This window comes from uncultured Flavobacterium sp. (assembly GCF_963922255.1).
Taxonomy (GTDB): Bacteria; Bacteroidota; Bacteroidia; order Flavobacteriales; family Flavobacteriaceae; genus Flavobacterium.
On sequence record NZ_CAWUIC010000001.1, the window covers coordinates 326,588 to 353,505 of the forward strand.

The window sequence follows — 26,918 nt, forward strand, 5'->3', positions numbered from 1 at the left end:
TTAATAGCGTTGTTAAAGCATAGTTAAATTAAACCTATTATTATTCTAAATAAGTGCTCAAAAAACTATGATATTAACATTAAAAACTAATCGTAATTTACTACTTTTGCAAAAAATATATTTAGCATGTTAACAGTTTCTAATTTATCAGTTCAATTTGGTAAACGAGTATTATTTGATGAAGTAAACACCACATTTACGCAAGGCAATTGCTACGGAATTATTGGTGCCAATGGTGCAGGAAAATCTACATTTATGAAGATTATTGCTGGAGAAATGGACCCAACTTCAGGTAGAGTAATTCTTGAGCCAGGAAAACGTATGTCAGTTTTAAACCAAAATCACAATATGTTTGATGAGCATACGGTTTTAGAAACGGTTTTGATGGGAAACAAAGTTTTGCACAAGATTAAAGCCGAAATGGACGCTTTATATTTAGATTACAACGAAGAAAATGCCAATAGAATAGGTGAGCTGCAAATGCAATTTGATGAAATGGACGGTTGGAATGCTGAATCAGATGCTGGTGCAATGCTTTCTAATTTAGGAATTTCAGCAGATTATCACTATACGTTGATGGCTGATTTAGAAGGAAAACTTAAAGTTCGTGTCTTATTAGCACAAGCACTTTTCGGAAACCCTGATGTTTTGATTATGGATGAGCCTACCAATGATTTAGATTTTGAGACAATTGGTTGGTTGGAAAACTTTTTGGCTAATTACGAAAACACCGTTTTAGTAGTTTCACATGATAGACACTTTTTAGATGCAGTTTGTACACATATTTCGGATATAGATTTCGGAAAAATTAATAACTACTCAGGAAATTACACATTTTGGTATGAAAGTAGTCAATTAGCAGCCAAACAAAAAGCACAACAAAACAAAAAAGCGGAAGAAAAGAAAGCTGAATTAGAAGAATTTATTCGTCGTTTTTCTGCCAATGTTGCCAAATCAAAACAAGCAACTTCTCGTAAAAAGATGATTGATAAGTTAAACTTAGACGAAATCAAACCTTCTAGTAGAAGATATCCAGCGATTATATTTGATACAGAAAGAGAAGCTGGTGATCAAATATTAAATGTACAAAACTTGAGCGCTTCAGTTGATGGTGAAGTCTTATTTAAAGATGTGCATTTAAACATGGCTAAAGGTGATAAAATTGTAGTTTTTTCAAAAGATTCTAGAGCAACAACAGCTTTTTATGAAATTTTAAACGGAAACCAAAAACCAGATTCAGGAGAGTTTGATTGGGGAATTACAACAAATCAATCCTATTTACCAGCCGACAATCATGCTTTTTTTGAACGTAAAGATTTAAACTTAGTAGATTGGTTACGTCAATATGCCAAAACAGAAGAAGAAAGAGACGAAGTATATATTAGAGGTTTCCTAGGGAAAATGATTTTCTCTGGTGAAGAAGCTCTAAAAAAGTGTAATGTTTTATCTGGAGGAGAAAAAGTACGTTGTATGTTATCACGAATGATGATGATGAGAGCAAATGTTTTAATGTTAGACGAACCAACAAATCACTTAGACTTAGAGTCAATTACAGCATTCAATAATTCACTTAAAAATTTCAAAGGTTCAATGTTGTTTACAACACATGACCACGAATTTGCACAAACGGTAGGAAACAGAATTTTCGAAATCACACCAAAAGGAGTTATCGACAGATACATGACTTTTGATGAATATTTAGACGATCCAAAAATTAAGGAACAGAGAGCTAAAATGTATTCTTAAATTAAATTACAATATTTAAAATTCCAAATCCCAATTTTTTAAGTTGGGATTTTTTGTATCTTTATCATATGAAACACCTAGCATTACTTCGTGGCATAAACGTATCAGGTCACAACATGATTAAAATGGATGCTTTAAAAAAGTTGCTCGAAGATATTCAATTTCAAAATGTTGAAACCTATATTCAATCTGGAAATGTATTCCTAGAAACTGAAGAAGAAAATCAAAATAGTGTTGGGTTTACTATTAAACAAGAAATCTTCAAACAGTTAGGTTTTGATGTCCCTACTATTGTTATTAGTAAAACAGATTTAGAAAAATGCTTGACTAATAATCCTTTTTTAAAAGAGAAAAATGTGGATACCAAAAAACTTTACGTTGCCTTTATTTCAAGAGAGTTAAACAATAATGCTCTGAATGATTTAAAAATAAGTCAATTCAAACCAGATGAAGTTTATATTGATGGAAACAGAATCTACATGAAATTAGAAACCGGAGCAGCAAAAACCAGATTAACTCAGAAATATATTGAGAAAAAACTAAATGTAACAGCAACTTCAAGAAACTGGAACACTGTGAATAAATTGTTGGAAATGTTCTAACCTTTATTTAAACGTTAAACTTTATTTAAAAAAGCGTTCTTTTTGCATAAATCTTCAAATTTTCGGATTTATTTTTATTAATTTTAAGAAATAACTAAAAAAAAATAGAAATATGAAAAGAAATGCAACAGCCGTATGGAACGGTGAACTAAAAACAGGTTCAGGTAAAATATCTACACAAAGTACAGTTTTAGATAACACGCAATATTCATTTAAAACACGTTTTGAAGATGGAGTTGGAACAAATCCAGAAGAATTAATTGCAGCGGCTCATGCTGGTTGTTTTACCATGCAATTAACAGCTTACATTGGAGAAGAAAGCAATGAGATTGAAAGTATTCAAACAAAATGTGATGTAAATTTTGAAGATGGAGCAGTAATTGGTTCACATTTAACTGTAGAAGCAAAAATTAAAGATATTTCAGAAGATAAATTCCAAGAATTGGTAACCAAAGCAGAAAAAAACTGTCCAATTTCAAAATTATTAAACACAAAAATTACCTCTAGTGCTACTTTAGTTTAAATATAGAATTTGGATTTTCTTTTTGGAATTTCTTTTTATTACCTTTGTAGAAACAGGGATGATTTCTCTCCCAAAGAAGGAATTGACTACACTTAAATTAAAAAAAATAACTATGTCAGTTTTAGAAAAAAACCTTGCTAATCAAGCGATTGCCTTAGAGGATCAATATGGTGCCCACAATTATCATCCACTTCCTGTTGTATTAGCAAAAGGAGATGGAGTTTACGTTTGGGATGTTGATGGAAAAAAATATTATGATTTTCTTTCGGCTTATTCTGCAGTAAATCAAGGGCATTGTCATCCAGATATTATTGGAGCAATGATTGAGCAAGCCAAAACGTTAACCTTAACTTCTCGTGCTTTTTACAACGATAAGTTAGGAGTTTACGAAGAATATATTACTAAATACTTTGGTTTTGATAAGGTTTTACCAATGAACACAGGTGCTGAAGCTGTTGAAACGGCTATCAAAATTTGTAGAAAATGGGCTTATGAGAAAAAAGGAATTTCAGAAAATGATGCTCAAATCATAGTTTGTGAAAACAATTTCCACGGAAGAACAACAACTATCATATCGTTTTCAAATGACGAAAATGCTAGAAAGAATTTCGGGCCTTACACAGCAGGTTTTGTTAAAATTCCTTACGATGACATTGAAGCTTTAGAAAAAGCGCTTAAATCATCTAAAAATATAGCTGGTTTCTTAGTTGAACCTATCCAAGGAGAAGCTGGAGTTTATGTTCCAAATGATGGTTACTTAACAAAAGCAAAACAACTTTGTAAAGAAAACAATGTGTTATTCATTGCCGATGAAGTGCAAACAGGAGTTGCTCGTACTGGAAAATTATTAGCTGTTGATCATGAGAATGTTAAACCAGACATGTTGATCTTAGGAAAAGCATTGTCAGGTGGGGTTTATCCAGTTTCGGCTGTTTTGGCAAATAATGACATTATGAATGTGATTAAACCAGGACAGCATGGTTCTACTTTTGGTGGAAATCCAGTAGCAGCAGCAGTTGCAATTGCAGCTTTAGAAGTTGTAAAAAATGAAAATCTTGTTGAGAATTCTGAAGCTTTAGGAAAATTATTCAGAGGTGAATTAAGTAAATATATTGAAACATCTAATATTGTTACTTTAGTTAGAGGTAAAGGTTTGCTTAATGCAATTGTAATCAACGACACAGAAGAAAGTGATACAGCTTGGAATATTTGTATGAAACTTGCTGAAAACGGTTTGTTAGCAAAGCCAACGCATGGTAATATCATTCGTTTTGCACCACCATTAGTAATGACAAAAGAACAATTGTTAGATTGTGTATCGATTATTACGAAGACTCTAAAAGAATTTGAGGAATAAAATAAAAATATTTTATACAAAAAAGGCTTTCATTTTTGAAAGCCTTTTTTGTTATCTATTGCTAAACTGTTCTAATAATTCTTCAAGTTGTCTTTGTTGTTCAATGTCTTTTCCTGTGACTTTCATGTAGATATAATAAATCACCACAAGTACACTTAAGATAAATGCAACTAAGTTTACAATTTTCCAAGTATTTACACTTTGAATATTGTATAATTCTGGATTTTGATGATAAGTTTCTGTAGCCTTCTTAGCTAAAAATAACCCAATTCCTGATAGAATAAGACCTCCAAATCCACTTGTGCAACAGCATCCAATATAAGATACTATTCCAAGAATCATTATTACTTGTTCGTTTGGTAATTTTTGTTTTTCCATAATTTTAGTTTTGTTTATTGGTTTTAGTTGATTAAGATTTTATAAAAATAATTTACTGTCATTATAATCCCATTAGTAATGGCAAGTATTGCTATAGGTTTTAGATAATTTCTTTTTTTATCAATAAGGTGTAATGTAATTGTAATCCCAAAAAGGAGTAAAGTATAAATTGCAGGAAACATTTTGAAAGCTTCAACAAATTCACCTTGAAGCAATAAGTTTAATGATCGTTGCGTTCCACAACCCATACAATCGATGCCAAATATTGATTTATTCATACAAGGAACCATATATTCTTCCATAATAGCAAATTTATTTACTTACAATTTTACAAATAAAAAATGTAATTGTGGTTAAATCATTTAATCTTTTTTACATTTGAAAAAGATTAATATTTAAAAGAATAATGATGTCAGAATTTCAAATAGGAGACAAGGTTTCTGTTTTAGATGATGCAATTGATGGAGTTGTTACTGCAATCAATTTGAATCAAATTACGATAGAAACTGAGGATGGATTTCCGATGACATATTTTGTCAACGAATTGGTTAAAAATAACATTTCCAGTGATTTAAAAGGTTTTATTTCAAATGCAGCTATAAGTCAAGTAAAGAATGAAAAACAAGAAGAAAAAAAGAAAAATTTTGTAAAAGAAAAGAAATCTTCAAGAGATGTTTTTACTTTAGAAGTAGATTTACATATCGAAAAATTAGTACCAAATAAAAATGGATTGAGTAATTACGATATTCTAAATATCCAAATGGACACCGCAAAACGACAAATGGATTTTGCTATTAGAAACCGAATACCAAAATTAGTTTTGATACATGGAGTTGGTGAAGGAGTTTTAAAAAGTGAATTAGAATTCTTATTAAGAAGATATGAAAACATAAGCGTCCAAGAAGCTAATTACCAAAAATATGGTCAAGGAGCTATGGAAGTTTATTTTTTACAAAAAAAAATAAATTAAACTATATAGTTGTTTGATAATTACCTACAAAATATTCTTCAAAACTAAAGTTATTAGAACCATTTGAAAAATTTACATTGGTTAATTTAATGGAATGCGTATATCCTAATAAAGTAATACCATCAGTATCAAAGCGCTGTGTTGTAGTAACTTCTATTGATCCACCAGTGGCATTCCATTCATTGTTTACAACAGGAGTTGCCGGGGCAATATTTTCACAAAGAGTTGCAGAGGTTACTGTACCATTGTATAATCTGTAGATTACAGCTGCAGTACTATTATCTATTGCATATGATTTTGTATATGGAAATGTAGTGTAAGTTGAGTCATAAGTGTAAGGAGTTGCTGTAATATCTAGTAATAACAATTCCTGATCGTTTATTTTATATAGAAAAGTTTTAGGATCATCACATTTTTGAATTGACTGACTAGAAAAATTAAAAGATTCAAGTGTTATATCACCATCATCACATGAATTGAAGATAAAAATAAAAGATAAAAGGTATAAAAGCTTTCTCATTATTAGATATTTTTAGCAAAAATAAGTTTAATCTTTATATTATGAATTTTTTTTGATAAAATTATGATATTAAAATAAGCCAATTCATTTTCAAAAGAAAAATTCTACTATATTTGAAAATTAACTAACCAATTTAATTACCAATATGAGTTCACCTATAAAGACCAATTATCCTGCATTATACACTTTAATAACCGTATTTTTCTTTTGGGGATTTATTGCCGCTGGAAATAGTATTTTTATTCCTTTTTGCAAAAGTTATTTCTCTTTAGATCAATTTCAGTCACAATTAGTTGATTTTGCTTTTTATACTGCCTATTATATTGGGGCATTACTATTATTTGCTTTAGGGAATAATTCAGGTAAAGATATTGTAGGAAAATGGGGTTATAAAAAGAGTATTGTTTACGGTTTATTATTTTCAGCACTTGGAGCAGGTGCCATGATTATTGCCGTTGAAGCTAATTTATATGCAGGAATGTTAGTTGGACTTTTTATTGTAGCTCTTGGTTTCTCCTTGCAACAAACTGCAGCTAATCCGTTTGCTATTTTATTGGGTGATCCTAAAACAGGTTCAGGAAGAGTGAATCTTGGTGGTGGAATCAATTCTTTTGGAACAACTATTGGTCCTATTGTAATTGCATTAGCCTTATTTGGAACAGCATCATCAGTAACGGATGAACAAATTAAGTTGTTAGAATTAAATAAAGTTGTTATTCTCTATATCTGTGTTGGACTACTTTTTGTGGCTGCAGCGGCTTTGTTTTACTTTTCAAAAAAAGTTCCATCTGGAATTTCTGAAGAACCTATTGAAAAAGCCAATAAAGCTTTACGAACTTTAGTGGTTATGACCGTTTTGTTAGGAATAATGTTTACACCAGTTTTTCAAAGTTATAAAAGCGAATCCGCTTTAAAAATTGAGCAACTTCAAAAAGAGGTGGATTCTATTAAAAAACAATTACCAGAAACGGAATTAGTACAAGCGAATGATTATTTGAATAAGGAAAATGGTTCTATTTATTTGATGGAACAAGAAATTAAAACCTTAAAAGAACCTCTAGAAAACGAAAGAATGCTTTGGTTATCAGGTGCATTGTTAGTAGTTATAGGAGGAATTTTATTCTCGTACACATCGGCTAAGAAAAAATCTGATGGTTGGGGAGCAATGCAGTACCCTCAATTAGTTTTAGGAATGTTGGCTATCTTTACTTATGTTGGAGTTGAAGTTGCAATAGGTAGTAACTTAGGTGAATTATTAAAATTAAAAGAATTTGGAGGTCTAGAATCTTCTGATATTGCTCCTTATGTTTCTATGTATTGGGGAAGTTTGATGATTGGTCGTTGGGCTGGTGCAGTTAGTGTTTTTGAATTAAAAGGAATGAAGAAAACTATTGCCCTAATCATTGTTCCTTTAGTGGCATTTGGGGTTATTCTTGGAGTAAATATTTTGTCTGGAAAAGATATGAAACCTTTGTATTATTATGTTTTCTGCGTATTTATTCAAATTGGAGCTTTCTTCTTAAGTAAAGATAAACCCGCAAGAACTTTAACTATTTTTGGAACTTTTGGAATCTTAGCCATGTTGATTGGATTATTTTCAACAGGAACAGTGGCTATTTATGCTTTCTTAGCTGGTGGATTAGCTTGTTCTATTATGTGGCCATCTATTTTTAGTTTATCTATCATAGGATTAGGAAAATATACCTCTCAAGGTTCAGCTTTCTTGGTAATGATGATTCTTGGTGGTGGAATTATTCCTCCAATTCAAGGGAAGCTGGCTGATATTATCGGAATTCATCAATCTTATATTGTTGCAGTAATTTGTTTTGCTTACTTAACATTGTTTGCAATTTTAGTAAAAGGAATTTTGAAAAAACAAAACATTAATGTTGATGCTATAGAAGCAGAGGGAAGTCATTAATTACTTAAAATTCAACTAACTTTAATTCTAAATTACTTGATTAAGCTAAAGTTGGAATTTGGAATTTCATTTTTGGAATTTCTTATTTGTATCTTTGCTGAAATTATTACATTCGAATGTCAAAACGTATTTATTTAGATAGTGCTGCTACTTCTTCAGTACATCCAGAGGTTATAAAAGCAATGGTTGAAGTATTGCAAAACGAGTATGGAAATCCATCATCAACACATAGTTATGGAAGAAGTGCCAAAACTTTAGTAGAAACTTCAAGAAAGAGTATTGCTAAGTACCTAAATTGTTCTGCACAAGAGATTATTTTTACTAGTAATGGAACAGAAGCAACTAATTGGATTTTGACATCTTTGGTTAAAACCAATCAGGTCAATCGTATTGTAACTTCAAAAATTGAGCATCACGCTACTTTATATACTGTTTTAGCGCTTCAAAAAGAGTTTGGAATACAAATTGACTTTGTATCAGTTTTGCCTTCTGGTGCAATTGATATGAAGCATTTGGAAGAACTATTGCAACAAGATATTGTAACAGTAGTTACTCTTATGCATGTAAATAATGAAATTGGAACTATTTTAGATTTGAAAAAAGTCTGTGCTTTATGCCAAGAAAATAATGCATTGTTTCATTGTGATACAGTTCAGTCGATTGGTAAAGCAACTTTAGATTTAACTGAGTTACCGATTGACTTTATAGTTGCAAGTGCTCATAAATTTCATGGTCCAAAAGGAGTAGGGTTTGTGTTTATTAAAAAGAGTGCTTCTATTACTACTTTTACACATGGTGGTTCTCAAGAAAAAGGTTTGCGTTCTGGAACTGAAGCTGTACATCAAATTGTGGGTATGACAAAAGCTCTAGAACTTTGTAATGCTAATTTGGAAACTGATAAAAAGTTTATTAGTGAATTAAAATCATATTGTTTGGAACAATTGAAAACCAATTTTTCAAATATAAAAGTTAATGGTGAAGAAACTTTTTACAACATTATTAATGTATTGTTACCTTTTTCAGAAGAAAAAACAGCTATGATTTTATTTAATTTAGATATTAAAGGTATTGCAGTTTCAAGAGGAAGTGCTTGTCAGAGTGGAAGTGTGAAACCCTCTCATGTGTTGGCAGAAATTTTGAATGATGAAGAGATTAGAAAGCCTTCTCTTCGAATTTCGTTTTCTCATGATAATACCAAAGAAGATATTGATACTTTAATTGATGCGTTGAAAGGAGTTTAATTATTCAAATGAAATGACAGTTAATTTTGATTGATTACTGTTATTTCCATTGACATTAACAATGTAAATTCCATTTGATAAAGCAGAAATATCTATACTTATTTCATTTTCGGTAGTTATGTTGGTTTTTTCCAATACTTTACTTCCATTCATGTTGAATAATTGAATTGAATTAGTTTGATTAGGTAAATCTATTATATTTAATGTTTTAGTTGTTGATTCAATAGAAATTTTAAAAGATGCTGGCTTTTCTACTTCATCATTGGATAATGTCGTTACTTCTTGAATGCTAAAATTTGCAAATAAGACTTCTTCATCTCTGAGGTCTTGAGGAGTTAATAAACTTCTGTAAATTCCCCATTTTGGTCTTACAAATGAAGCACCTGCTCTCCAGTTTACAATTGCATTGTTAGAATAAGATAATAGGGTAGTGTTGTCGCTAACTTTTTTTATTTCAATGGCATATGAACCAACTGTACTGTATTTTATGGTTTGGGTTACTTCAACCCACTGACCAATGAAAGGAGTTAAATTTACTTGGGCAACTGTAACTTGCGAATTTGTTTCCGCATAACGTAGTTGCAGTAAATCAGGATTTGACTTTCTTGTTGTTAGGGTGTACATTGGCATATCTTCTAGTGTACCTCCAACTGATTTTAGTTGATGTATATGTGTGAAATTTGTGGAAGACTGAAATCCAATAGGTAATTTATATTTCCATTTATAAATTACAATTTCATTTTCTGTACCTAGTAAATTGGCTGGTGAAGGGTTGTAGGTTTTAATTTCGTTGCGTTGTCTATCAAAGTTTATGCAACGGTCATTGTCTGGGGTTGTATAAATGTGAAAACGAAAGACGTTTGTGTTTAAATCGGTATCAAAAACTTCATCGATGTGATTTCCAAAGGCATTGTGACTGCAGTCTGGAGTTTCTATGGCATTGTTACCTGGAGCTAATACAGAATTGATTAAACTATACGTATTTCCTGGGCCATCTGCGTTGAGCACCACTTGAGATAGTGTTAATTGAGTAGTAAAAAGGATGCTTAAAACTAAAAATTTTTCATAGTATAATTGGTTTACCAATTTTGGAACTCAAATATACTATGAAAAAAATAATTTTATCAATAAATTGATAGTGAAAAGATTAAAAAAACTTTATACCTATTGAATGCTTTTTATGATGTTGGTTGCAATTTCGTTTTGACCTTCTTCACTTGTTAAATAGTTTCTGTCGTTTTCATTAGAAAGGAAGCCTAATTCTAATGTTATGGCTGGACAATTTGATTTTCTCAAAATCATGAAGTTGGCTTGTTTAACACCTCTTGATTGTAGTTTTTCATTTGCAATAGCTTCAATAAGTTTTCGGGCTTGTTCTGTTGATGCTTCGTGTTGTGAGTTTTTTGCTGATACATACGCTTCTACACCAGACTTATTGTTTTCTGAATGATAATTAGTATGAAGAGAAATTACTAAATCTGGGTTTAGTTCATTAATGGTATTGATTCTGTCTTCTAAAGAAATGAAGTTGTCTGTATCTCTTAGTAATACGATTTCCACTTTTGAAGGATCGTTTTTTTGAAATATTTTTTTAGCTATTTGTTCTACAATGTCTTTTTCGTATAGTTCGTTTTTAGCGGCTCCGTTATCGTGACCACCGTGTGCAGCATCAATTACAACTAGCTTTTTGTTGTTTAGTGATGTGAAGGATAATAAGACAACTACAAGACAGAGGCTTAAAAGGGCAAGAATTTTTTTCACGGGATTTGGTTTTTTGGTTTTTAGTTATAAGTAGAAAGTAGTTTTTAGATGATTTATTTTGTTACTATTTTGAATAATGCTGATGGATACAATTATGTTTTTATTTTATTCTAACAAAAGCATTTGAAGTGATTGTTGTATTTGGTTAGTTGTTTATTCTTGTTCGGGTTTTATTTGATTGTTGATTTGATTTGTAATTTGTTGTAGTTGTTTGTATGGCATTGTGGCAAGAGTTTGCTTAATACCTTGTTGGTTTTCGGATTGTTTTAGGTTGTTTAGTGGATGGTCTTTGGGAAGTTATTGCCCTTCATAAGGTCTGTAGGCTAGTAGGTCGTTGGGTTCACAGATTAGGATGGTGCATAGCTTTTCTATGTGGTCTAAACGAAAACTTTTGGTTGTACTGTTTAATAGTAAGTTTGCAGTGTGATAACTGAAGCCAGATTTTACTAGAAATGAATAAGGTCTTTCTATGCCGCGGGCTTGGAATATGGGTTATAAGTTGAGTGTTAGCATATTAGCGATGTGTTTTTTGGGTTACGTATGTTAAAAGTATAAAATATTTTGTAAAAAGTGGAATATTTTGTTTAATAATTTAAAATGCAGGTGCGAATTCCTAAAAGTAAGTTAAAATATTTTAAAAGTATGTTGTAAGATATTAAAGATAAGTTGTGAGATATTAAAGGTAAGTTGTAAAATATTAAATGTAAGTTATAAAATATTAAAATAATGTTATAATATTCTCAAATAAGGTTGTAATTATCTAAAACAAGGTTATAAATTTCTAAAACAAGGCTTTGAGTTTTTTAAATATTTTAGATATTTTTCTGTACTTGTTTAACTACTATTTGAAAAGGGTAAGGGATTTGGGGTTGATTGTATGTGGATTATAATTTTAGGAGAAGGGTTTAATTATAAACTAGTAATAAATATAAGAATATCAATGTCAAAAATGAGTGTAGTTAGATTATGTTTTGAAATCCATTTTCGGTTAGGTTGGTGTTGAATTTTAGTAGTAAAAGGCTAATAATTGATGTGAATTGCATTGCTGATGCGATATAAAAGAAGATGCCATTGAAACCAGAGGTTAATTCATCTGAATAGTCATTGTTAATGGTTGATATTTTGTTGATGTTTTGAAATATAAAGCTTTTGGTTATTTGAATTTGATTTTCTGGAATATATGATTTAGTTACTGAAAATTCTATACCTTTCTGTGTGTAGTATTTGTATCCTATAAATTCTTTACTTGTTTTTCCATAACTGTTATTTCTGCTTACTTCTAGTTTGCTGTATGCTGTTATGTAGTCGTTGATTTTCTCTTGGGGTAGTATAAATTGATCTACTAAGAATAGGATAAATAAACTTGGAATTAGTAGTAAAATTTTAAAAGTAATGTTTGTGTATTTATCTTTCACTATGATTTTTTTTTGTAAGGAGTGAAGAATAGGAGTTGGTTGAATATATGCATTGTTGCACTATGTATGTTATTGAAATACAATTGGCTTATTTGTTTTTGGTATTTTTACTGCTATAAAAGGACGAGAAGGTGTTTGAAAACCTGGACCATATAAACTTTCAGTTTCAACCACTATACTATCTTGATACTCAATAATTGAATTGATATTTATTACATATCCTGAATCTGGTCTTGTTTGATCTATACAAATTATTGGAATATGTTGAGTGAAATCCACAATTGTTTCTGGATAAATTGTTGATTGTATCCAGTAATTTGTTTTAAATTGCTCCCAATCGTTTTCATTAGTAAAGTAGGTAAATTCTTGATTTGGGAAATTATAATAAGGTCCTCCAGATGTATTTTGAGCAATTAAAACAGGAGTTATAACTTGTGGAGTAAATACTTGCTCTATGATATTATCATCGTCATTTTCACAAGATGTGATAGAAATCAACAATAATGTTGAGAATATTAAGTTTTTCATAAGTTATTTTGGTTTTTTCTCAACGTTTGGCTGCTTTGCATCAGTGGCTTGTGATTCAAGACTGACCAAAACAAATATAGACAAAATTTAGATTCGTAGAGGTTTTTCCGAAGGAAAAACCAAGCGTTTGTCGTTTTTGCTAACCGTTGTAGTGCGTAGTTTTTTGTTAATTATTTAATGTTTTCTTTAAAACCTTTATGAATTGCATTTATAAAACCTCTTTCAAACAACTTTTGCAAATATGCTTTTGATGCATCAATAGATTTAATTTCTAAATACTCATTTGATTTATAATTTTTTGTGTTTTTGAATTGATCAGTTGTAATTATTTCAATTTCAACATTTGTATATTCTTTTTCATTAAATGCACTAGCTTTAAATCCAACTTTGCCATCTACAATTTTAATTTCAACATTATATGAAGTGTCGGAATTTCCTGAAAACTGTTTTACGATTTCATCTTTAATTACTTTTATTGTGTTTTCTTGAAGTATTGGTGAAACTTCTTCTTTCATTCCTGGAAACGTTAAAAGAGAAATTTTAATTTCTTTATTGGAAATGTCTTTTCGTAAGTCAGTAATTGTTACTTCTATTACATTTCCTGTAATTATATTTTTGTTTTCATATGGATTTGTATTAATCAAATTTGATTTAGAACCACAACTTGAGATTATGAATAAAGATAATACAAGCAATAATTTAATACTTCTAAATTTTTTTAGAATATTTTTCTTTGTTTTCATAATTATGATTTTCTTTTTTTTGGTAAAATTATGCACAACGTTTCGCAGCTACAAGAAGTTGCGTACTTCATTCACTGTCAATTACAAATATAGACAAAACTTTGATTCAACAATTACCAATTCTGATAAAACCATGACTAGCAATTTCTTGTAACTGCTGTTGGTGGCAGTTTTTATTTTCTGGAATAATGCAGATTTGCTCTATACCATTTTTTGTCAACATATCTGCTAACATTTATCAATTTTGGCAGATTTGAGTCTTTTATAAATTTATAATATTTAATTTCGTTTGAATTTTCATAACTTAAACTTAGACTGTCACCATTGATATTGCCATAATATTTAAATGAATATGTTGCAATTTCGTTTGGGTTTTCTCCAAAATATTCGATAATAATTGAGTCTTTTTTTAAACTATACCATGCCATTTCTACATTGAGATTTTGATTGCTCTTTAGTTTATTTTCAATCTCACTCTTGAAATCATAGAATTGAGCAACGTATCCATTTTTTAATATAATTATTGCTTCTGGACCACTTATTCTTTTTTTTGGATTTTCTATTTCAAGATAATAACCATCAGTTTTTAGATTACTTTTTTCGTTTGCTTTCTCAATTACAGGCATTTTGTAAATTGAATATACATTCTTATTTATAAATAATGAACGTGAACAAGCAATCAATGTAAATAAAATTACAATAAAAATAATATTCTTAATTTTATTTTTCATTTCTCGTTATTTTTTTTCTAAAATTGCCACCAACTACTTTATAATCGCAAGTTCCACTTATAAGTACTTACAAATATTTATAGTCGTTTGTTCGTTGTAAATATATAAAAAGAATTGTAAGTTTTTTTACGGTTTTCCGTAATCTTACTAAAAAACATAAAAAATCCCCAACAAATATTGTTGGGGATTTTTGCTTTATTAGTAAGTCTTTTTTTTAAAAGTCTTGTATTGTGGTTTTATTTTTCTTCCACTACAATTTCTCCACATCCAATTCGGTCTCCAGCATTTCCACTAGGTTGTGATTTCATGTCGTCAGCATCTTTGTGTACAACAATTGATTTTCCAACAATATTTTTGGTTTCGTCTTCACAATTAATACACCATAAATCGGTTTCTTTGGTAATTGTTGCTATTCCATTTTCATCAGCAACTAAATTTCCGATGTCTCCTTTGTGAAATGTTTTGTGTTCCCATTCTCCATGGTCTTCTTTAGTTGGATTCCAATGTCCACCTGCAGATGAAGCGTCGTCTGCATTACAATCTCCGTTTTCATGAATGTGAATAGCATGTTCTCCAGGTGTTAATCCGGTAAAATTAGCTGACATGAATACTTTTCCTTCTTTTTCGGTAAAAGTAACTGTACCTGACACAGCACTATTACTTTTAGCTGAAATTTGAGCTGTAGCTGTAACTAATTTTTCTACAACTTCTACTTTTTCTTCCGTAACTGGTTCTTCTTTAACTGTTTCTTTGCATCCTACAAGTGTAACACCTAGTAGTGCTATAATCAAATAATTTTTCATAGTTTGTTTTTTTATATTTATTATTGATTTACTATTTGATGCTAATTTACTGTTTTTGAAAAGAGTTCATGTTATAAAATACCCATGTTATTGGCATTATTTATCTTGGAATGTTGTAAAAAATTTACTGTTTATATAATTTTAATGAGTAGCTTCGTTAGTTTCGTCTATCTCTAATTTTGATTTTTCGTTGGGTTTGATAATCATTCTGAAGTATTGGTCTTTGTATATGTAATATCCAATCCAATTAACAAAGGTGCGAAGTCTGTTTTTGAAGTTTACCAATCCCATAATATGGACAAATAGCCAAATTAACCAAGCTAAAAATCCTTTGATGAAGTATTTTTCTTTGGGTAAATCAAAAACGGCTTTGTTTCTACCAATGATGGCTAGCGAACCTTTGTTGTTGTATTTGAAAGGTTTCCAGTTTTTGTTTTCTATCACGAGATTGTTTGCAAGATTGTTTGCTTGTTGAATAGCTGGTTGTGCTAATTGTGGATGTCCTTCTGGATAGTTAGTGTCACCTGAAAGAATAGCGCAATCTCCTAAGGCATAAATATTTTCATAGCCATCAACCAAATTAAAAGCATTTGTTTTTAATCTTTTTCCTCTTCCGTAACTTGAAAGTTCAAATCCTTCAAATGTTTTAGCAGAAACTCCTGCTGCCCAAATTAAATTTCTGGATTCGATTTTGCTTCCGTCGGAAAGTTCTACTATATCTTTGTTAAAGTCCTTGACCAAGCAGTTTAGTTTGATAACGACACCAAGTTCGTTTAATTTTTTATAGGTGTACTCTTGAGATTTTTTTGACATTACATTTAAGACTGTTGGCATTCCGTCTACTAAAAATATTTTTAGGATGTCTTTGTCTGTTAGTTCAGGATAGTCTTTTTTGATAATAGAAGCGTTCATTTCTGCTAAAACTCCCGAAAGTTCTACACCTGTTGGTCCGGCACCAGCAATTACAAAGGTTAGCATTTTTTGTCTTTCGACTTCGTCTGTCAATCTTGTGGCACGGTCTAATCGTGTTAGAATTGTATTTCGTAAGGTTAAAGCATCACTGATGGTTTTCATGGGTAAACTGTAAGCTTCAATATTTTTGTTGCCGAAATAATTGCTTTCTGTACCTGTTGCCATGATTAAAATGTCATATTCCAATTCACCATTGCTTAATATGATCTTATTTTCATTAGGAATTACTCTTTCAAGACTACCTAATCTGAATCTGGCATTTTTGCTATGTCTAAGTATTTTTCTAAAAGGATAACTTATGGCTGAAGGTTCCATAAGACCTGTTGAAACTTGATATATTAAAGGAGGGAAGAAGTTGTAGTTGTTAGCATCTACTAATATGGTGTTGTATTTTTCTGGATTTCCTATTTTTCTAACAAATTCTAAACCTGCAAAACCACCACCAACGATTACTACTGTCTTTTTCATTCTGTTGAAATTTATACTGTAAAGTTACGTTTTTTTAGAATGAAAATAGAGCTAGATTGTCTTAAGATTTTGTTAGAGTTTTGATAAACTATAGCTATTCATTCATGGGGATTGAAGGAATTAATTACTTTGCTTCAATAATTAAAAATACGGCTGTACTATCACCAATATTTAATACTTCATGCCAAGTTGCTACGTCTTTGGAGAAGGTTGTTCCTGTTGGTACATCGAATTCTTTGGTGCCGTTTTGATCTGTGATTTTAAATTTGCTTCCTTGTAAAGTATAACCAAAATGTGGATTGTGGTAATGTTTTTCGTGTCCAACTCCTGGAGGAAAAGTACATTTTAGAATTCTTTGTTTGGCATTGTCTTCTAATACTTCACAAACGGGTTGGTTGTTCCAACCAGCGTCTAATGGATCAGGAAGTGTTTGTTTGGATTTGCAGTTTGTGAATAAAGTAAGTAGAAATAGAAGTTGGAAAAGTTGATATAATGGTTTCATTATTAAATTTTAATGCTAAATATAAAAAAAAATCCCCAACAAAACTGTTGAGGATTTCTATATTTATAAATTCTAAACTTCTTACAAGTGAATCACTTCTCCGTAAGCATCAGCTACAGCTTCCATAACTGCTTCACTCATGGTTGGATGAGGATGAACTGCTTTTAAGATTTCGTGTCCTGTTGTTTCTAGTTTACGAGCTACAACTGCTTCTGCAATCATGTCTGTTACACCAGCACCAATCATATGACAACCTAACCATTCACCATATTTTGCATCAAAAATTACTTTTACAAACCCATCTTTTGTTCCAGCCGCACTTGCTTTACCTGAAGCTGAGAATGGGAATTTACCAATTTTTAATTCGTATCCTTTTTCTTTAGCTTGTTTTTCTGTTAAACCTACAGAAGCAATTTCTGGAGTTGCATAAGTACAACCTGGAATATTTCCGTAATCTAGCGGTTCAACATGCATTCCTGCTAATTTTTCTACTAATAAAATTCCTTCAGCAGAAGCCACATGTGCTAAAGCTTGTCCTGGAGTTACATCACCAATTGCATAATAACCAGGAATATTTGTTTGGTAGAAATCGTTAACTAAGATTTTATCTCTGTCAGTTGCGATTCCAACATCTTCTAATCCAATATTTTCTATGTTTGTTTTGATACCAACTGCAGAAAGAACGATATCAGCTTCTAAAACTTCTTCTCCTTTTGCAGTTTTTACAGTAGCTTTAACTCCGTTTCCTGAAGTATCTACTTTTTCTACAGAAGAGTTTAGCATGATTTTAATTCCAGCTTTCTTCATTGAACGCTCCATTTGTTTTGAGATATCTTCATCTTCAACTGGAACAATATTTGGCATAAATTCTACAATAGTTACATCAGTTCCCATTGCATTATAGAAATGAGCAAACTCAACACCAATTGCACCTGAACCTACAACAATCATAGATTTTGGTTGTTCTGGTAACGTCATTGCTTGTCTGTAACCAATTACTTTTTTACCATCTTGAGGTAAGTTCGGTAATTCACGAGAACGAGCACCCGTTGCGATGATGATATGATCTGCAGTAAATTCAGTCGTTTTTCCGTCTTTATCAGTTACATCGACTTTTTTTCCAGCTTTCACTTTTCCAAAACCATTGATAACATCAATTTTGTTTTTCTTCATTAAGAATTGAACCCCTTTGCTCATTCCATCAGCTACATCTCTTGAACGTTTTACTACAGCAGAAAAATCTTTGTCAAAAGATTCCACTTTTAAACCATAATCAGAAGCATGTTTTAAATAATCAAATACTTGAGCTGATTTAAGTAGGGCTTTTGTTGGAATACAACCCCAGTTAAGGCAAATTCCACCTAAGTTTTCTTTTTCAACAACAGCAACTTTAAAGCCTAATTGAGAAGCTCTAATGGCAGTAACATATCCACCAGGACCACTACCTAAAACTATAATATCGTATTTCATTTTTCGAGATTTTATTTATTTTTGTGAAAAATGCAGTCGCAAAAGCTCGTGTCATTTCTTATGATTTTCTTATTTGTGATAACGCTTGCGAAATTATGGAAATTATTTGTAATGAACAAGTGTTTGTTTTTTGGGTTAAAAGTTTAAAAGGTTAAGATATTAAAAGGGTTTGAGTTAAGATATTAGTTAAATTGTTTTTATATGTTCAATGCCTTTTAACCTCTTAACCTTTTAACCAAATACTACGCAACTTTAGTATCAAACTGTGCTTCGTATAATTTTTTGTAGAAACCTGATTCCTGAGCTATTAATTCGCTATGCGTTCCTTGTTCTACAATCATTCCTTTGTCCATTACTATGATTTTATCTGCGTTTATAATGGTTGCTAATCTGTGTGCAATTACGATTGATGTTCTTCCTTTTGTAATGGTTTCGGTTGCTCTTTGAATTAATTCTTCAGAGTAAGTATCCACAGAGGATGTTGCTTCGTCTAAAATTAATATACTTGGATTGCTTACATAAGCTCTCAGAAATGCAATTAATTGTCTTTGTCCAGAAGAAAGCATGACACCACGTTCTTTTACATCATAATCATAACCGTTTGGTAAACTCATGATAAAATCGTGTACACCAATTTGTTTGGCAGAAGCAATCACATATTCGCGAGTAATTTCTGGATTGTAAAGTGTAATGTTGTGATAAACTGTATCAGCAAATAAAAATACATCTTGGAGAACGACTGCAATTTGAAGCCTTAAACTTTCTAAAGTGAAATCTTTGATATTGGTATCATCAATTTTTATGGTTCCAGAATCTATTTCGTAAAAACGATTTAATAAATTGATAATTGTTGTTTTTCCTGCACCTGTACTTCCTACGATGGCAATGGTTTCCCCTGGATTGATTTCAAGATTTACTCCTTTCAGAACTTCTTCCTTATCAATATAACTGAAACGTACTTCCTGTAAATCGATTTTTCCTTTAAAATGAGTAGCGACTTTAGTTCCAATATTTTGTATTTGGCTTTCTGTTTCTAAGATTTCAAAAACTCTTTCGGCTGCTATAATTCCCATTTGCATTACATTGAATTTATCAGCAATTTGACGTAAAGGATTGAACAACATGCTGATAAACATAGTGTAGGCAAAAAAATCACCAAATGTTGTAGTTTCTAAGCCATCTAAAATGTTCATTCCACCGTACCAAATAATTGCTCCTAACGTTAAATTTGAAATAATATCTGCAATAGGGAAGAAGATAGAGTTATATAAAATGTTCTTTTGCCAAGCATTATTGTGTTTCTGATTAATCGCTTTAAATTTTTCAAACTCTATGTCTTCACGGTTAAAGAGTTGCACTATTTTCATTCCAGTTAAACGTTCTTGCACAAATGTATTTAAGTTAGAAACTTGCGTACGAACTTCGTTGAAAGCCACACGCATTTTCTTTTGAAAAATATTAGTAGCATATAAAAGTACTGGCATTGAAAATAATACAATTAATGATAATTTCCAATTCATATAAAACATAATGCCAAGTATAACTAACATTTTTAATAAGTCACTTACAATCATAAAAAGACCTTGACTAAAAATACTTGCTATTGACTCAATATCTGAAACGGAACGTGTAACTAACTTCCCTACTGGTTCGTTATCAAAGTACTTCATTTTAAAAGAAGCAATATGATTAAATAACCTATTTCTAATGTCTTTGATAATATCTTGTCCTAACCAATTTGCCCAATAGGTAAAGAAAAATTGAGAAACAACTTCAACAATTAAGATTATACCCATTATTCCAATAATAATTTGAAAATCAAGCATTGTGTTATTGATAAGCAGATAATCATCAACAATTTCTTTCAAAATTAAAGGTCTCATAGCAGCAAAAAGAGCTAAAATCACAGCCCAAACAATTACCCAAATAAATCTAGATTTATAGGGTTTTGCGTAATCTAATACTTTTTTTAAAGATTTAATTTGTACTTTATTTTTCATATTATTTCATCCATTGGCTAACGCCGAACGGCAATTTATTATTTTTCTAAAAAAGAATAATCTACATTAACTAAAAATAATCCGTGTGCAGGAACTGAAAATCCAGCTTTAGAACGGTTTTTACTTTCAATTATTTCCTTGAATTCTTCTAAACTTGTTTTTCCTGAACCAATATTAATCATAGTTCCTACAATAGCTCTAACCATATTTCGCAAAAATCGATCAGCTTTTATCGTAAAGATTAATTGGTTGTTTTTTTGTTTCCAATTGGCTTCAGTAATAGTGCAATTGAATGTAAATACTTCAGTATGAACCTTAGAAAAACATTCAAAATCAGTATACTCAAATAATAACTGACAAGCTTTGTTCATTTGCTCAACATCTAATTTTTGAATACAATAATAACTTGAGTCTTCTAAAAAAGCATCTTTAAACGTATGTACATAATATTCGTAAGTTCTTGCAGAAGCTTCAAAACGCGCATGAGCCTCTTCTTTGACTTCAAAAATATCATAAATAACGATATCTTTTGGCAAATATGAGTTAAGTTTTGGAATCAATAATGAAGTGTTAATAGCGTTTTCAACATCGAAATGAGCAAACATTTGTTTGGCATGAACTCCAGCATCTGTTCTTCCAGCACCAACAATTTCAATGGATTTGTCAATCAACAACTGTAATGCTTTCGTCAAAGTTTCTTGAACGGAAGCCACATTAGGTTGTGTTTGAAAACCGTGATAATTTTTACCGTTGTATGCGAATTCTATGAAGTATCTCATTTTTGAGGTTGAAAGGTTATGTGTTTAAAAGGTTAAAATGTTTTTGCACATAATCGACAAAATTACAAAATTCAATAGCAATGACAATTTCAATTTCAATAATTAAGCTATTTTTGTGATATGATTAAGATATTACTTCTTTCTGACACACACAGTCACATTGATGATGCCATTTTGAAATATGTAAAACAAGCTGATGAAGTTTGGCATGCTGGTGATATTGGGAATTTGGTTGTCACTGATACAATTAAAAAATTAAAACCATTACGAGCTGTTTATGGTAATATTGATGATGATAAAGCTCGAATGGAATATCCTTTAAACAACAGATTTATGTGTGAAGGAGTTGATGTTTTGATTACACATATTGGTGGTTATCCTGGAAAATACAATCAAGCAATTCGTGAAGAATTGCATTTAAATCCACCAAAACTATTTATTTGCGGGCATTCTCATATCTTAAAAGTTATGTTTGATAAGAAACTTAATTTATTACACATGAATCCAGGAGCAGCTGGAATTTCAGGATTTCATCAGGTTAGAACCATGTTGCGTTTTGAAATTGAGGGTGATAAAATCCAGAAATTAGAAGTTATTGAAATTGGTAAAAAGTAATTAAAATCTTTAAAGTTTTATTAAAATCATTGATTTTTTTATTCATTATCCTTATATTAAAATCATAATCTTAAAAAAATTATATGATGAAAAAGACACTAACAATTTTAATTTTATGTTTCACATTTTTAGCAAATGCTCAAGAAAAAATTACATTACCAGCCATTGTTGAAAGTAACTTCAAAAAAGAATTCAAGGATATTGAAAATGTAAATTGGTCAATTTTTTACAGAGGAAAAAACAACAATGACCTTAGGTTTGAAGCCGAATTTCTAAAAGGTAATTCAAGGTTTTTAATAAGTTATAGTGATGATGGTGCTATAAAAGCTATTCAAAAAAGTATGGCCATTAGTTCTTTAAAAGATAAAATAAAAAAATATTTAGTAGATAAATATCCTACTTATCAAGTTAATGAAGCTTCTTTAATTGTTAAACAAGATCAAAAAACATATTATAATGTAGGAGTTTCAGATGCAACAAATTACTTTATTTTGGTTTTTGATGGAGAAGGAAATTATTTGTACTTAACCCCTTTGTCAGATCGTTTATAAAACAAAGAAAATTTAGTGCACAAAAAAACCCGAAACTTTCGAATCGGGTTTTCTTCGCACTAATAAACTAAGATGATAGGTTTATCTTAATCGATCCACAGATTTTACGAGATCTTCGTCCTTTTTTATTGCCTTGTTTGCCAAGACTAATAAAACGATAGAAACCAAAGGAACAAACATCGCAATACCTTTCTCAGAAACCGAAGCTTCTCCAGATAAATTTAGCGTTCGATACACAAATAATCCTATTAAAATAAAGTTCAATATGATATTCAATCTGTTTAAAACAAATTGATTTTGTCTCTTTTTAAAAAGTAATATGCTTATTAAAGCCATTACTGCTGATAATCCAAACAATATAATATAAGTAATATCACTTGTAAAATATACAGGCATTTGCTTAGCATCTTTCCATAAAGGGAAGAACATTGGCACTAAAGCCGATAACAATGCGCAAATAAATAAATATAAAGATTGTATTCTCTGAATCATTTCTAAATCATTATTTCGACAAAACTAAGTTTTCTTTTTTTAAAAAACTATTGTTTTATTGTAAAAATATCGTATTATTGCATAACAAATTCGTAATCACTTCATTTACGAATCGTTACAAATCTTTACTTAAAAAGAAATCATAATATACATTCTGTATCAACCTAACTTTACGAAACATTCATGTTTGACATTGAAAAATTGAATGAGATGAAACTCTCAGATTTGCATGAAATTGCAAAAGCGGCTAAACTAAAAAAAGTAAGTGCCTTAAAAAAAGATGAATTAATTTACCAAATATTAGATCATCAAGCTTTAAACCCAATTCCTGTAGATGTTGTAAAAACCGAAGCTCCAAAAGAAAAAAGAGCCAGAACTACAACTCCAAAAGCAAAAAAGACAGTAGTCGCAAAAACTACAAAACCTGTTGGAGAAAAATCGACGACAGAAGCAAAAGCAGTTGCTAAAGCTCCAGTAGCAAAACCTACTCCAAAACCTAAGTTTACTAAAGAAAATAAAACAACAGCTCCAAAACAAGAAGCTGCTACTAGTGAGGAAACCCCAAAACAAGAAAAAAAAGCTCCTCAGTTAACAGAAGAGCAAAGAAAGGCAATCATTGAGAAAGCCAATCAAAATAATCCAAATCACCCAAGTTATATTGGACCAAAAGTCAACAATGGTGATGCACAACCTAAAAAAGAAATTAAAAATACACCCCATAAAAAAAATAATTACAGAGAACCAGACTATGAGTTTGATGGAATTATAGAAAGTGAAGGAGTTTTAGAAATGATGCCAGATGGTTATGGTTTCTTACGTTCTTCAGATTACAACTATTTAGCTTCACCTGATGATATTTATTTATCAACTTCTCAAATTCGTTTATTCGGATTAAAAACAGGAGATACAGTTAAAGGTGTTGTGCGTCCTCCGAAAGAAGGAGAAAAATTCTTTCCATTAGTGAAAGTTTCAAAAATAAATGGTCACGATCCACAAGTAGTTAGAGATAGAATTTCATTTGAACATTTAACGCCAATTTTTCCAAAAGAGAAATTTAATTTAGCAGAAAGAGGAAGTACAATTTCAACTAGAATTTTAGATTTATTTGCTCCAATTGGAAAAGGACAACGTGGAATGATCGTTGCACAACCTAAAACTGGTAAAACAATGTTATTAAAAGACATTGCAAATGCCATTGCAACCAATCATCCAGAAGTTTATTTAATAGTTTTACTTATTGACGAAAGACCTGAAGAGGTTACTGATATGCAACGAAGTGTTAAAGGAGAAGTTATTGCTTCCACTTTTGACCGTGAACCACAAGAACACGTAAAAATTGCAAACATCGTTTTAGAAAAAGCAAAACGTTTAACAGAATGCGGACATGATGTTGTAATTCTATTGGATTCAATTACTCGTTTGGCTAGAGCTTATAACACTGTTCAACCAGCTTCAGGAAAAGTATTGAGTGGTGGAGTTGATGCTAATGCACTTCAAAAACCAAAACGTTTCTTTGGAGCAGCTCGTAATGTTGAAAATGGTGGTTCATTAAGTATTATCGCAACAGCTTTAACGGATACAGGTTCTAAAATGGACGAAGTTATTTTTGAGGAATTCAAAGGAACAGGTAACATGGAACTTCAATTAGACAGAAGAATTGCTAACAAACGTATTTTCCCAGCTATTGATTTAGTTTCTTCAAGTACTCGTAGAGATGATTTATTGTTAGACGAACAAACCATCCAACGTATGTGGATTATGCGTAAGTATTTAGCAGACATGAATCCTGTAGAGGCAATGGACTTTATCAATGATAGATTCAAGAAAACAAAAAATAATGAAGAATTCTTAATTTCAATGAATAATTAATTTAGGAATTTGATTTACAGATATAAAAACTCTCATTAATTTGGGAGTTTTTTGTTTTTAATCATAACTCCTTAAAACTATATTAATTCCTTAACAATTTTAAACTTACTAAATTCATATCTTTGCCACTTAATATTACAATATGCTACAATTAGGACAATACAATACCTTAAAAATACTTAGAGATACACAAGTAGGATTATTTCTTGGAGATGGAGAAAACGAAGAAAATGACGTTTTACTTCCTAATAAATACGTTCCAAAAGAATTTTCTATTGGTGATGAAATTACGGTTTTTGTATATTTAGACCATGAAGAGCGACCAGTTGCAACTACAATAAAACCTTACATTAAATTGAATGAATTTGCTCATTTAAAGGTGAATTACATCAATAAATTTGGAGCTTTCATGAATTGGGGTTTAGAAAAAGATTTATTTGTGCCTTTTAAAGAACAAGCTCGTCCGATGGAAGTTGATAAACGCTATTTGGTGTATTGTTACATGGATGAAAAAACGAATAGGTTAGTCGCAACCAGTAAAACCAATCAGTTTTTGTCCAATGAAAATATTGAATTACAAAATAATGAAGAAGTAGATTTAATTGTTTCTCACATTACAGAAGCAGGAATCAATGTTATCATTAATGAAAAACACAAGGGTTTGGCTTACGCGAATGAAACTTACGAAGACATTAAACCTGGAAAACGCATGAAAGGGTACATCAAGCAAGTTCGTGAAGACGGAAAAATTGATGTGTATTTGAGAAAGGTTGGAGTAGAAGCCATTGAACCAACATCGCAACTAATCTTAGATGAATTAAAGGCCAACAGAGGTTTCTTAGGTTTAAACGATAATTCACATCCAGAAGATATTAAGACAGTTTTGAAAATGAGTAAAAAATCATTTAAAAAAGCTGTGGGAAATTTATACCGTCAAAAATTAATTGAAATTAAAGAAAACGGAATTTATTTGGTTTAATCTACTTATTGAATTTAAATGCCATACATACAAGATTCAAAATATGATATATCGATCCCTTTTTGGCATAAAAATGCTCATTTTTCAACTATTTATGCTGCAAAAGTAAAGCGATTTTCATCACCAAACTACATTCGTGAAAAACTTGAATTACAAGATGGTGATTTTTTGAATATTGATTATAAAATTCAAAATAATGACAAAGCTGTGATTTTGTGTCATGGTTTAGAAGGAAATTCCCAAAGAACTTATATCAATAGTTGTTCGGATTATTTTTTGAAACAAGATTTTTCTGTATTTGCTTGGAATAACAGAAGTTGTGGTGGAGAAATGAATCGTTTACCCAGATTATATCACCATGGAACTATTGAAGATTTAGATGAAGTGATCCAATTTGCTTTAACGAAAGATATTCAAGAAATTTATTTGATAGGATTCTCTATGGGTGGAGCACAAGTCATGAATTATTTGGGACGAATTCCTGAAATCGATTCTCGAATTAAAGCTGGTGTTGCTGTTTCTGTTCCGGTTGAAGTTAAAGCTAGTGCAGATTCTTTAAAAAAAGGTTTTAATCAAGTTTATATGAAGAATTTCGTGAACGATTTGACTCGAAAACTCAAAGAAAAATCACAGCAGTTTCCAGAATTGATGGATTGGAATAAAATTAAAAACATTAATAATTTCGATTATTTAGACGATAATTTCACAGCTCCTATTCACGGATTTGAAGATAGAAACGATTATTATTTTAAGGTTTCTCCAGCTAGAAGTATGGAGAAAATTAAGAAACCCGTTTTGGTTCTAAACGCTTTGGATGATCCATTTTTAGGAGAAGGTTGTTTTCCGATTCAATTGGCTACAAATCATTCATTTATTCATCTAGAAACTCCAAAATATGGAGGACATTGTGCGTATCCTGTGAAGAATTCAATATATTCGTATGCTGAAATTAGAGCTTTAGAATTTTTTAAATCTTTATAAA

The 26,918-nt window shown here is 30.7% G+C and carries 28 protein-coding genes; 12 read left to right on the forward strand and 16 right to left on the reverse strand.

From position 1 onward, the window contains the following. The first annotated feature begins 126 nt into the window (after positions 1 to 126). From AABJ49_RS01590 to rocD, 4 genes are all read left to right on the forward strand, one after another. Entirely contained in the window at positions 127 to 1,746 is a 1,620-nt protein-coding gene (locus AABJ49_RS01590) for an ATP-binding cassette domain-containing protein (RefSeq protein ID WP_338375507.1), read from the forward strand. 68 nt (positions 1,747 to 1,814) lie between these two features. After that, positions 1,815 to 2,348, forward strand: coding sequence for a DUF1697 domain-containing protein (locus AABJ49_RS01595; protein ID WP_338375509.1), 534 nt, complete (start codon positions 1,815 to 1,817; stop codon positions 2,346 to 2,348). A 112-nt stretch (positions 2,349 to 2,460) separates the two neighbouring features. After that, positions 2,461 to 2,871 carry an OsmC family protein gene (locus AABJ49_RS01600; protein WP_338375511.1) on the forward strand — a complete coding sequence of 137 codons (411 nt, stop codon included), beginning with the start codon at positions 2,461 to 2,463 and terminating at the stop codon, positions 2,869 to 2,871. A 112-nt stretch (positions 2,872 to 2,983) separates the two neighbouring features. Further along, positions 2,984 to 4,228, forward strand: a complete 1,245-nt coding sequence (gene rocD / locus AABJ49_RS01605; RefSeq protein WP_338375513.1) for an ornithine--oxo-acid transaminase — start codon at positions 2,984 to 2,986, stop codon at positions 4,226 to 4,228. A gap of 51 nt (positions 4,229 to 4,279) precedes the next feature. On the opposite strand, the gene AABJ49_RS01610 is transcribed toward rocD, so the two are convergent. Further along, positions 4,280 to 4,606 (reverse strand): CCC motif membrane protein, encoded by a 327-nt coding sequence (locus tag AABJ49_RS01610; RefSeq protein WP_338375515.1) that lies wholly within the window; start codon positions 4,604 to 4,606, stop codon positions 4,280 to 4,282. Between the two features lie 23 nt (positions 4,607 to 4,629). Continuing rightward, positions 4,630 to 4,908, reverse strand: coding sequence for a DUF2752 domain-containing protein (locus AABJ49_RS01615; protein WP_338375516.1), 279 nt, complete (start codon positions 4,906 to 4,908; stop codon positions 4,630 to 4,632). Between the two features lie 104 nt (positions 4,909 to 5,012). Between AABJ49_RS01615 and AABJ49_RS01620 the strand changes: the two genes are divergently transcribed. Continuing rightward, positions 5,013 to 5,576: a Smr/MutS family protein gene (locus AABJ49_RS01620; RefSeq protein WP_338375518.1), complete on the forward strand. Its 564-nt coding sequence runs from the start codon at positions 5,013 to 5,015 to the stop codon at positions 5,574 to 5,576. A gap of 1 nt (position 5,577) precedes the next feature. Here the strand turns inward: AABJ49_RS01620 and AABJ49_RS01625 are convergent, their stop codons facing one another. Beyond that, complete coding sequence (locus tag AABJ49_RS01625; RefSeq protein ID WP_338375519.1) at positions 5,578 to 6,096, reverse strand: hypothetical protein; 519 nt, start codon at positions 6,094 to 6,096, stop codon at positions 5,578 to 5,580. 145 nt (positions 6,097 to 6,241) lie between these two features. On the opposite strand from AABJ49_RS01625, the gene AABJ49_RS01630 reads away from it, so the two are divergent. Next, positions 6,242 to 8,017, forward strand: coding sequence for an MFS transporter (locus tag AABJ49_RS01630; RefSeq protein WP_338375521.1), 1,776 nt, complete (start codon positions 6,242 to 6,244; stop codon positions 8,015 to 8,017). Between the two features lie 116 nt (positions 8,018 to 8,133). Then, positions 8,134 to 9,258, forward strand: coding sequence for a cysteine desulfurase family protein (locus AABJ49_RS01635; RefSeq protein ID WP_338375523.1), 1,125 nt, complete (start codon positions 8,134 to 8,136; stop codon positions 9,256 to 9,258). On the opposite strand, the gene AABJ49_RS01640 is transcribed toward AABJ49_RS01635, so the two are convergent. From AABJ49_RS01640 to truA, 12 genes are all read right to left on the reverse strand, one after another. Then, positions 9,259 to 10,344 (reverse strand): T9SS type A sorting domain-containing protein, encoded by a 1,086-nt coding sequence (locus AABJ49_RS01640; RefSeq protein ID WP_338375525.1) that lies wholly within the window; start codon positions 10,342 to 10,344, stop codon positions 9,259 to 9,261. 78 nt (positions 10,345 to 10,422) lie between these two features. Continuing rightward, complete coding sequence (locus AABJ49_RS01645) at positions 10,423 to 11,019, reverse strand: N-acetylmuramoyl-L-alanine amidase (protein WP_338375527.1); 597 nt, start codon at positions 11,017 to 11,019, stop codon at positions 10,423 to 10,425. 959 nt (positions 11,020 to 11,978) lie between these two features. After that, positions 11,979 to 12,434 carry a hypothetical protein gene (locus AABJ49_RS01650; RefSeq protein ID WP_338375529.1) on the reverse strand — a complete coding sequence of 152 codons (456 nt, stop codon included), beginning with the start codon at positions 12,432 to 12,434 and terminating at the stop codon, positions 11,979 to 11,981. A 69-nt stretch (positions 12,435 to 12,503) separates the two neighbouring features. Then, entirely contained in the window at positions 12,504 to 12,962 is a 459-nt protein-coding gene (locus tag AABJ49_RS01655; RefSeq protein ID WP_338375531.1) for a protease complex subunit PrcB family protein, read from the reverse strand. 170 nt (positions 12,963 to 13,132) lie between these two features. Beyond that, positions 13,133 to 13,705 (reverse strand): hypothetical protein, encoded by a 573-nt coding sequence (locus AABJ49_RS01660; RefSeq protein ID WP_338375533.1) that lies wholly within the window; start codon positions 13,703 to 13,705, stop codon positions 13,133 to 13,135. Between the two features lie 173 nt (positions 13,706 to 13,878). Further along, the gene (locus AABJ49_RS01665) at positions 13,879 to 14,436 is read right to left on the reverse strand and encodes a hypothetical protein (RefSeq protein WP_338375535.1); all 558 of its coding nucleotides are present in this window, start codon (positions 14,434 to 14,436) and stop codon (positions 13,879 to 13,881) included. Positions 14,437 to 14,672: 236 nt separating this feature from the next. Beyond that, positions 14,673 to 15,239: a superoxide dismutase family protein gene (locus AABJ49_RS01670; RefSeq protein ID WP_338375536.1), complete on the reverse strand. Its 567-nt coding sequence runs from the start codon at positions 15,237 to 15,239 to the stop codon at positions 14,673 to 14,675. A 141-nt stretch (positions 15,240 to 15,380) separates the two neighbouring features. Continuing rightward, positions 15,381 to 16,679 carry an NAD(P)/FAD-dependent oxidoreductase gene (locus AABJ49_RS01675; RefSeq protein ID WP_338375538.1) on the reverse strand — a complete coding sequence of 433 codons (1,299 nt, stop codon included), beginning with the start codon at positions 16,677 to 16,679 and terminating at the stop codon, positions 15,381 to 15,383. A 124-nt stretch (positions 16,680 to 16,803) separates the two neighbouring features. Further along, on the reverse strand, positions 16,804 to 17,181 hold the full coding sequence (locus AABJ49_RS01680) for a cupin domain-containing protein (protein ID WP_338375539.1): 378 nt from the start codon (positions 17,179 to 17,181) through the stop codon (positions 16,804 to 16,806). Positions 17,182 to 17,262: 81 nt separating this feature from the next. Further along, on the reverse strand, positions 17,263 to 18,651 hold the full coding sequence (lpdA, locus tag AABJ49_RS01685) for a dihydrolipoyl dehydrogenase (RefSeq protein ID WP_338375541.1): 1,389 nt from the start codon (positions 18,649 to 18,651) through the stop codon (positions 17,263 to 17,265). A gap of 242 nt (positions 18,652 to 18,893) precedes the next feature. Further along, the gene (locus AABJ49_RS01690; RefSeq protein WP_338375542.1) at positions 18,894 to 20,651 is read right to left on the reverse strand and encodes an ABC transporter ATP-binding protein; all 1,758 of its coding nucleotides are present in this window, start codon (positions 20,649 to 20,651) and stop codon (positions 18,894 to 18,896) included. 38 nt (positions 20,652 to 20,689) lie between these two features. Then, positions 20,690 to 21,430, reverse strand: coding sequence for a tRNA pseudouridine(38-40) synthase TruA (truA, locus tag AABJ49_RS01695; protein ID WP_338375544.1), 741 nt, complete (start codon positions 21,428 to 21,430; stop codon positions 20,690 to 20,692). Positions 21,431 to 21,550: 120 nt separating this feature from the next. Between truA and AABJ49_RS01700 the strand changes: the two genes are divergently transcribed. Continuing rightward, positions 21,551 to 22,045 carry a metallophosphoesterase family protein gene (locus AABJ49_RS01700; protein ID WP_338375545.1) on the forward strand — a complete coding sequence of 165 codons (495 nt, stop codon included), beginning with the start codon at positions 21,551 to 21,553 and terminating at the stop codon, positions 22,043 to 22,045. An 86-nt stretch (positions 22,046 to 22,131) separates the two neighbouring features. Beyond that, positions 22,132 to 22,596 (forward strand): hypothetical protein, encoded by a 465-nt coding sequence (locus AABJ49_RS01705; protein WP_338375547.1) that lies wholly within the window; start codon positions 22,132 to 22,134, stop codon positions 22,594 to 22,596. A gap of 81 nt (positions 22,597 to 22,677) precedes the next feature. On the opposite strand, the gene AABJ49_RS01710 is transcribed toward AABJ49_RS01705, so the two are convergent. Then, positions 22,678 to 23,088 (reverse strand): DUF4293 domain-containing protein, encoded by a 411-nt coding sequence (locus AABJ49_RS01710; protein ID WP_338375549.1) that lies wholly within the window; start codon positions 23,086 to 23,088, stop codon positions 22,678 to 22,680. Positions 23,089 to 23,271: 183 nt separating this feature from the next. Between AABJ49_RS01710 and rho the strand changes: the two genes are divergently transcribed. The 3 genes from rho to AABJ49_RS01725 all read left to right on the forward strand — a co-directional run bounded on the left by rho (position 23,272) and on the right by AABJ49_RS01725 (position 26,917). Then, positions 23,272 to 24,957, forward strand: coding sequence for a transcription termination factor Rho (rho, locus tag AABJ49_RS01715; RefSeq protein ID WP_338375551.1), 1,686 nt, complete (start codon positions 23,272 to 23,274; stop codon positions 24,955 to 24,957). A 142-nt stretch (positions 24,958 to 25,099) separates the two neighbouring features. Continuing rightward, positions 25,100 to 25,936 carry a S1-like domain-containing RNA-binding protein gene (locus AABJ49_RS01720; protein ID WP_338375552.1) on the forward strand — a complete coding sequence of 279 codons (837 nt, stop codon included), beginning with the start codon at positions 25,100 to 25,102 and terminating at the stop codon, positions 25,934 to 25,936. Positions 25,937 to 25,954: 18 nt separating this feature from the next. Next, a complete protein-coding gene (locus tag AABJ49_RS01725) occupies positions 25,955 to 26,917 on the forward strand; it encodes an alpha/beta fold hydrolase (protein WP_338375553.1) in 963 nt (320 codons plus the stop codon). Position 26,918: the final 1 nt, after the last annotated feature.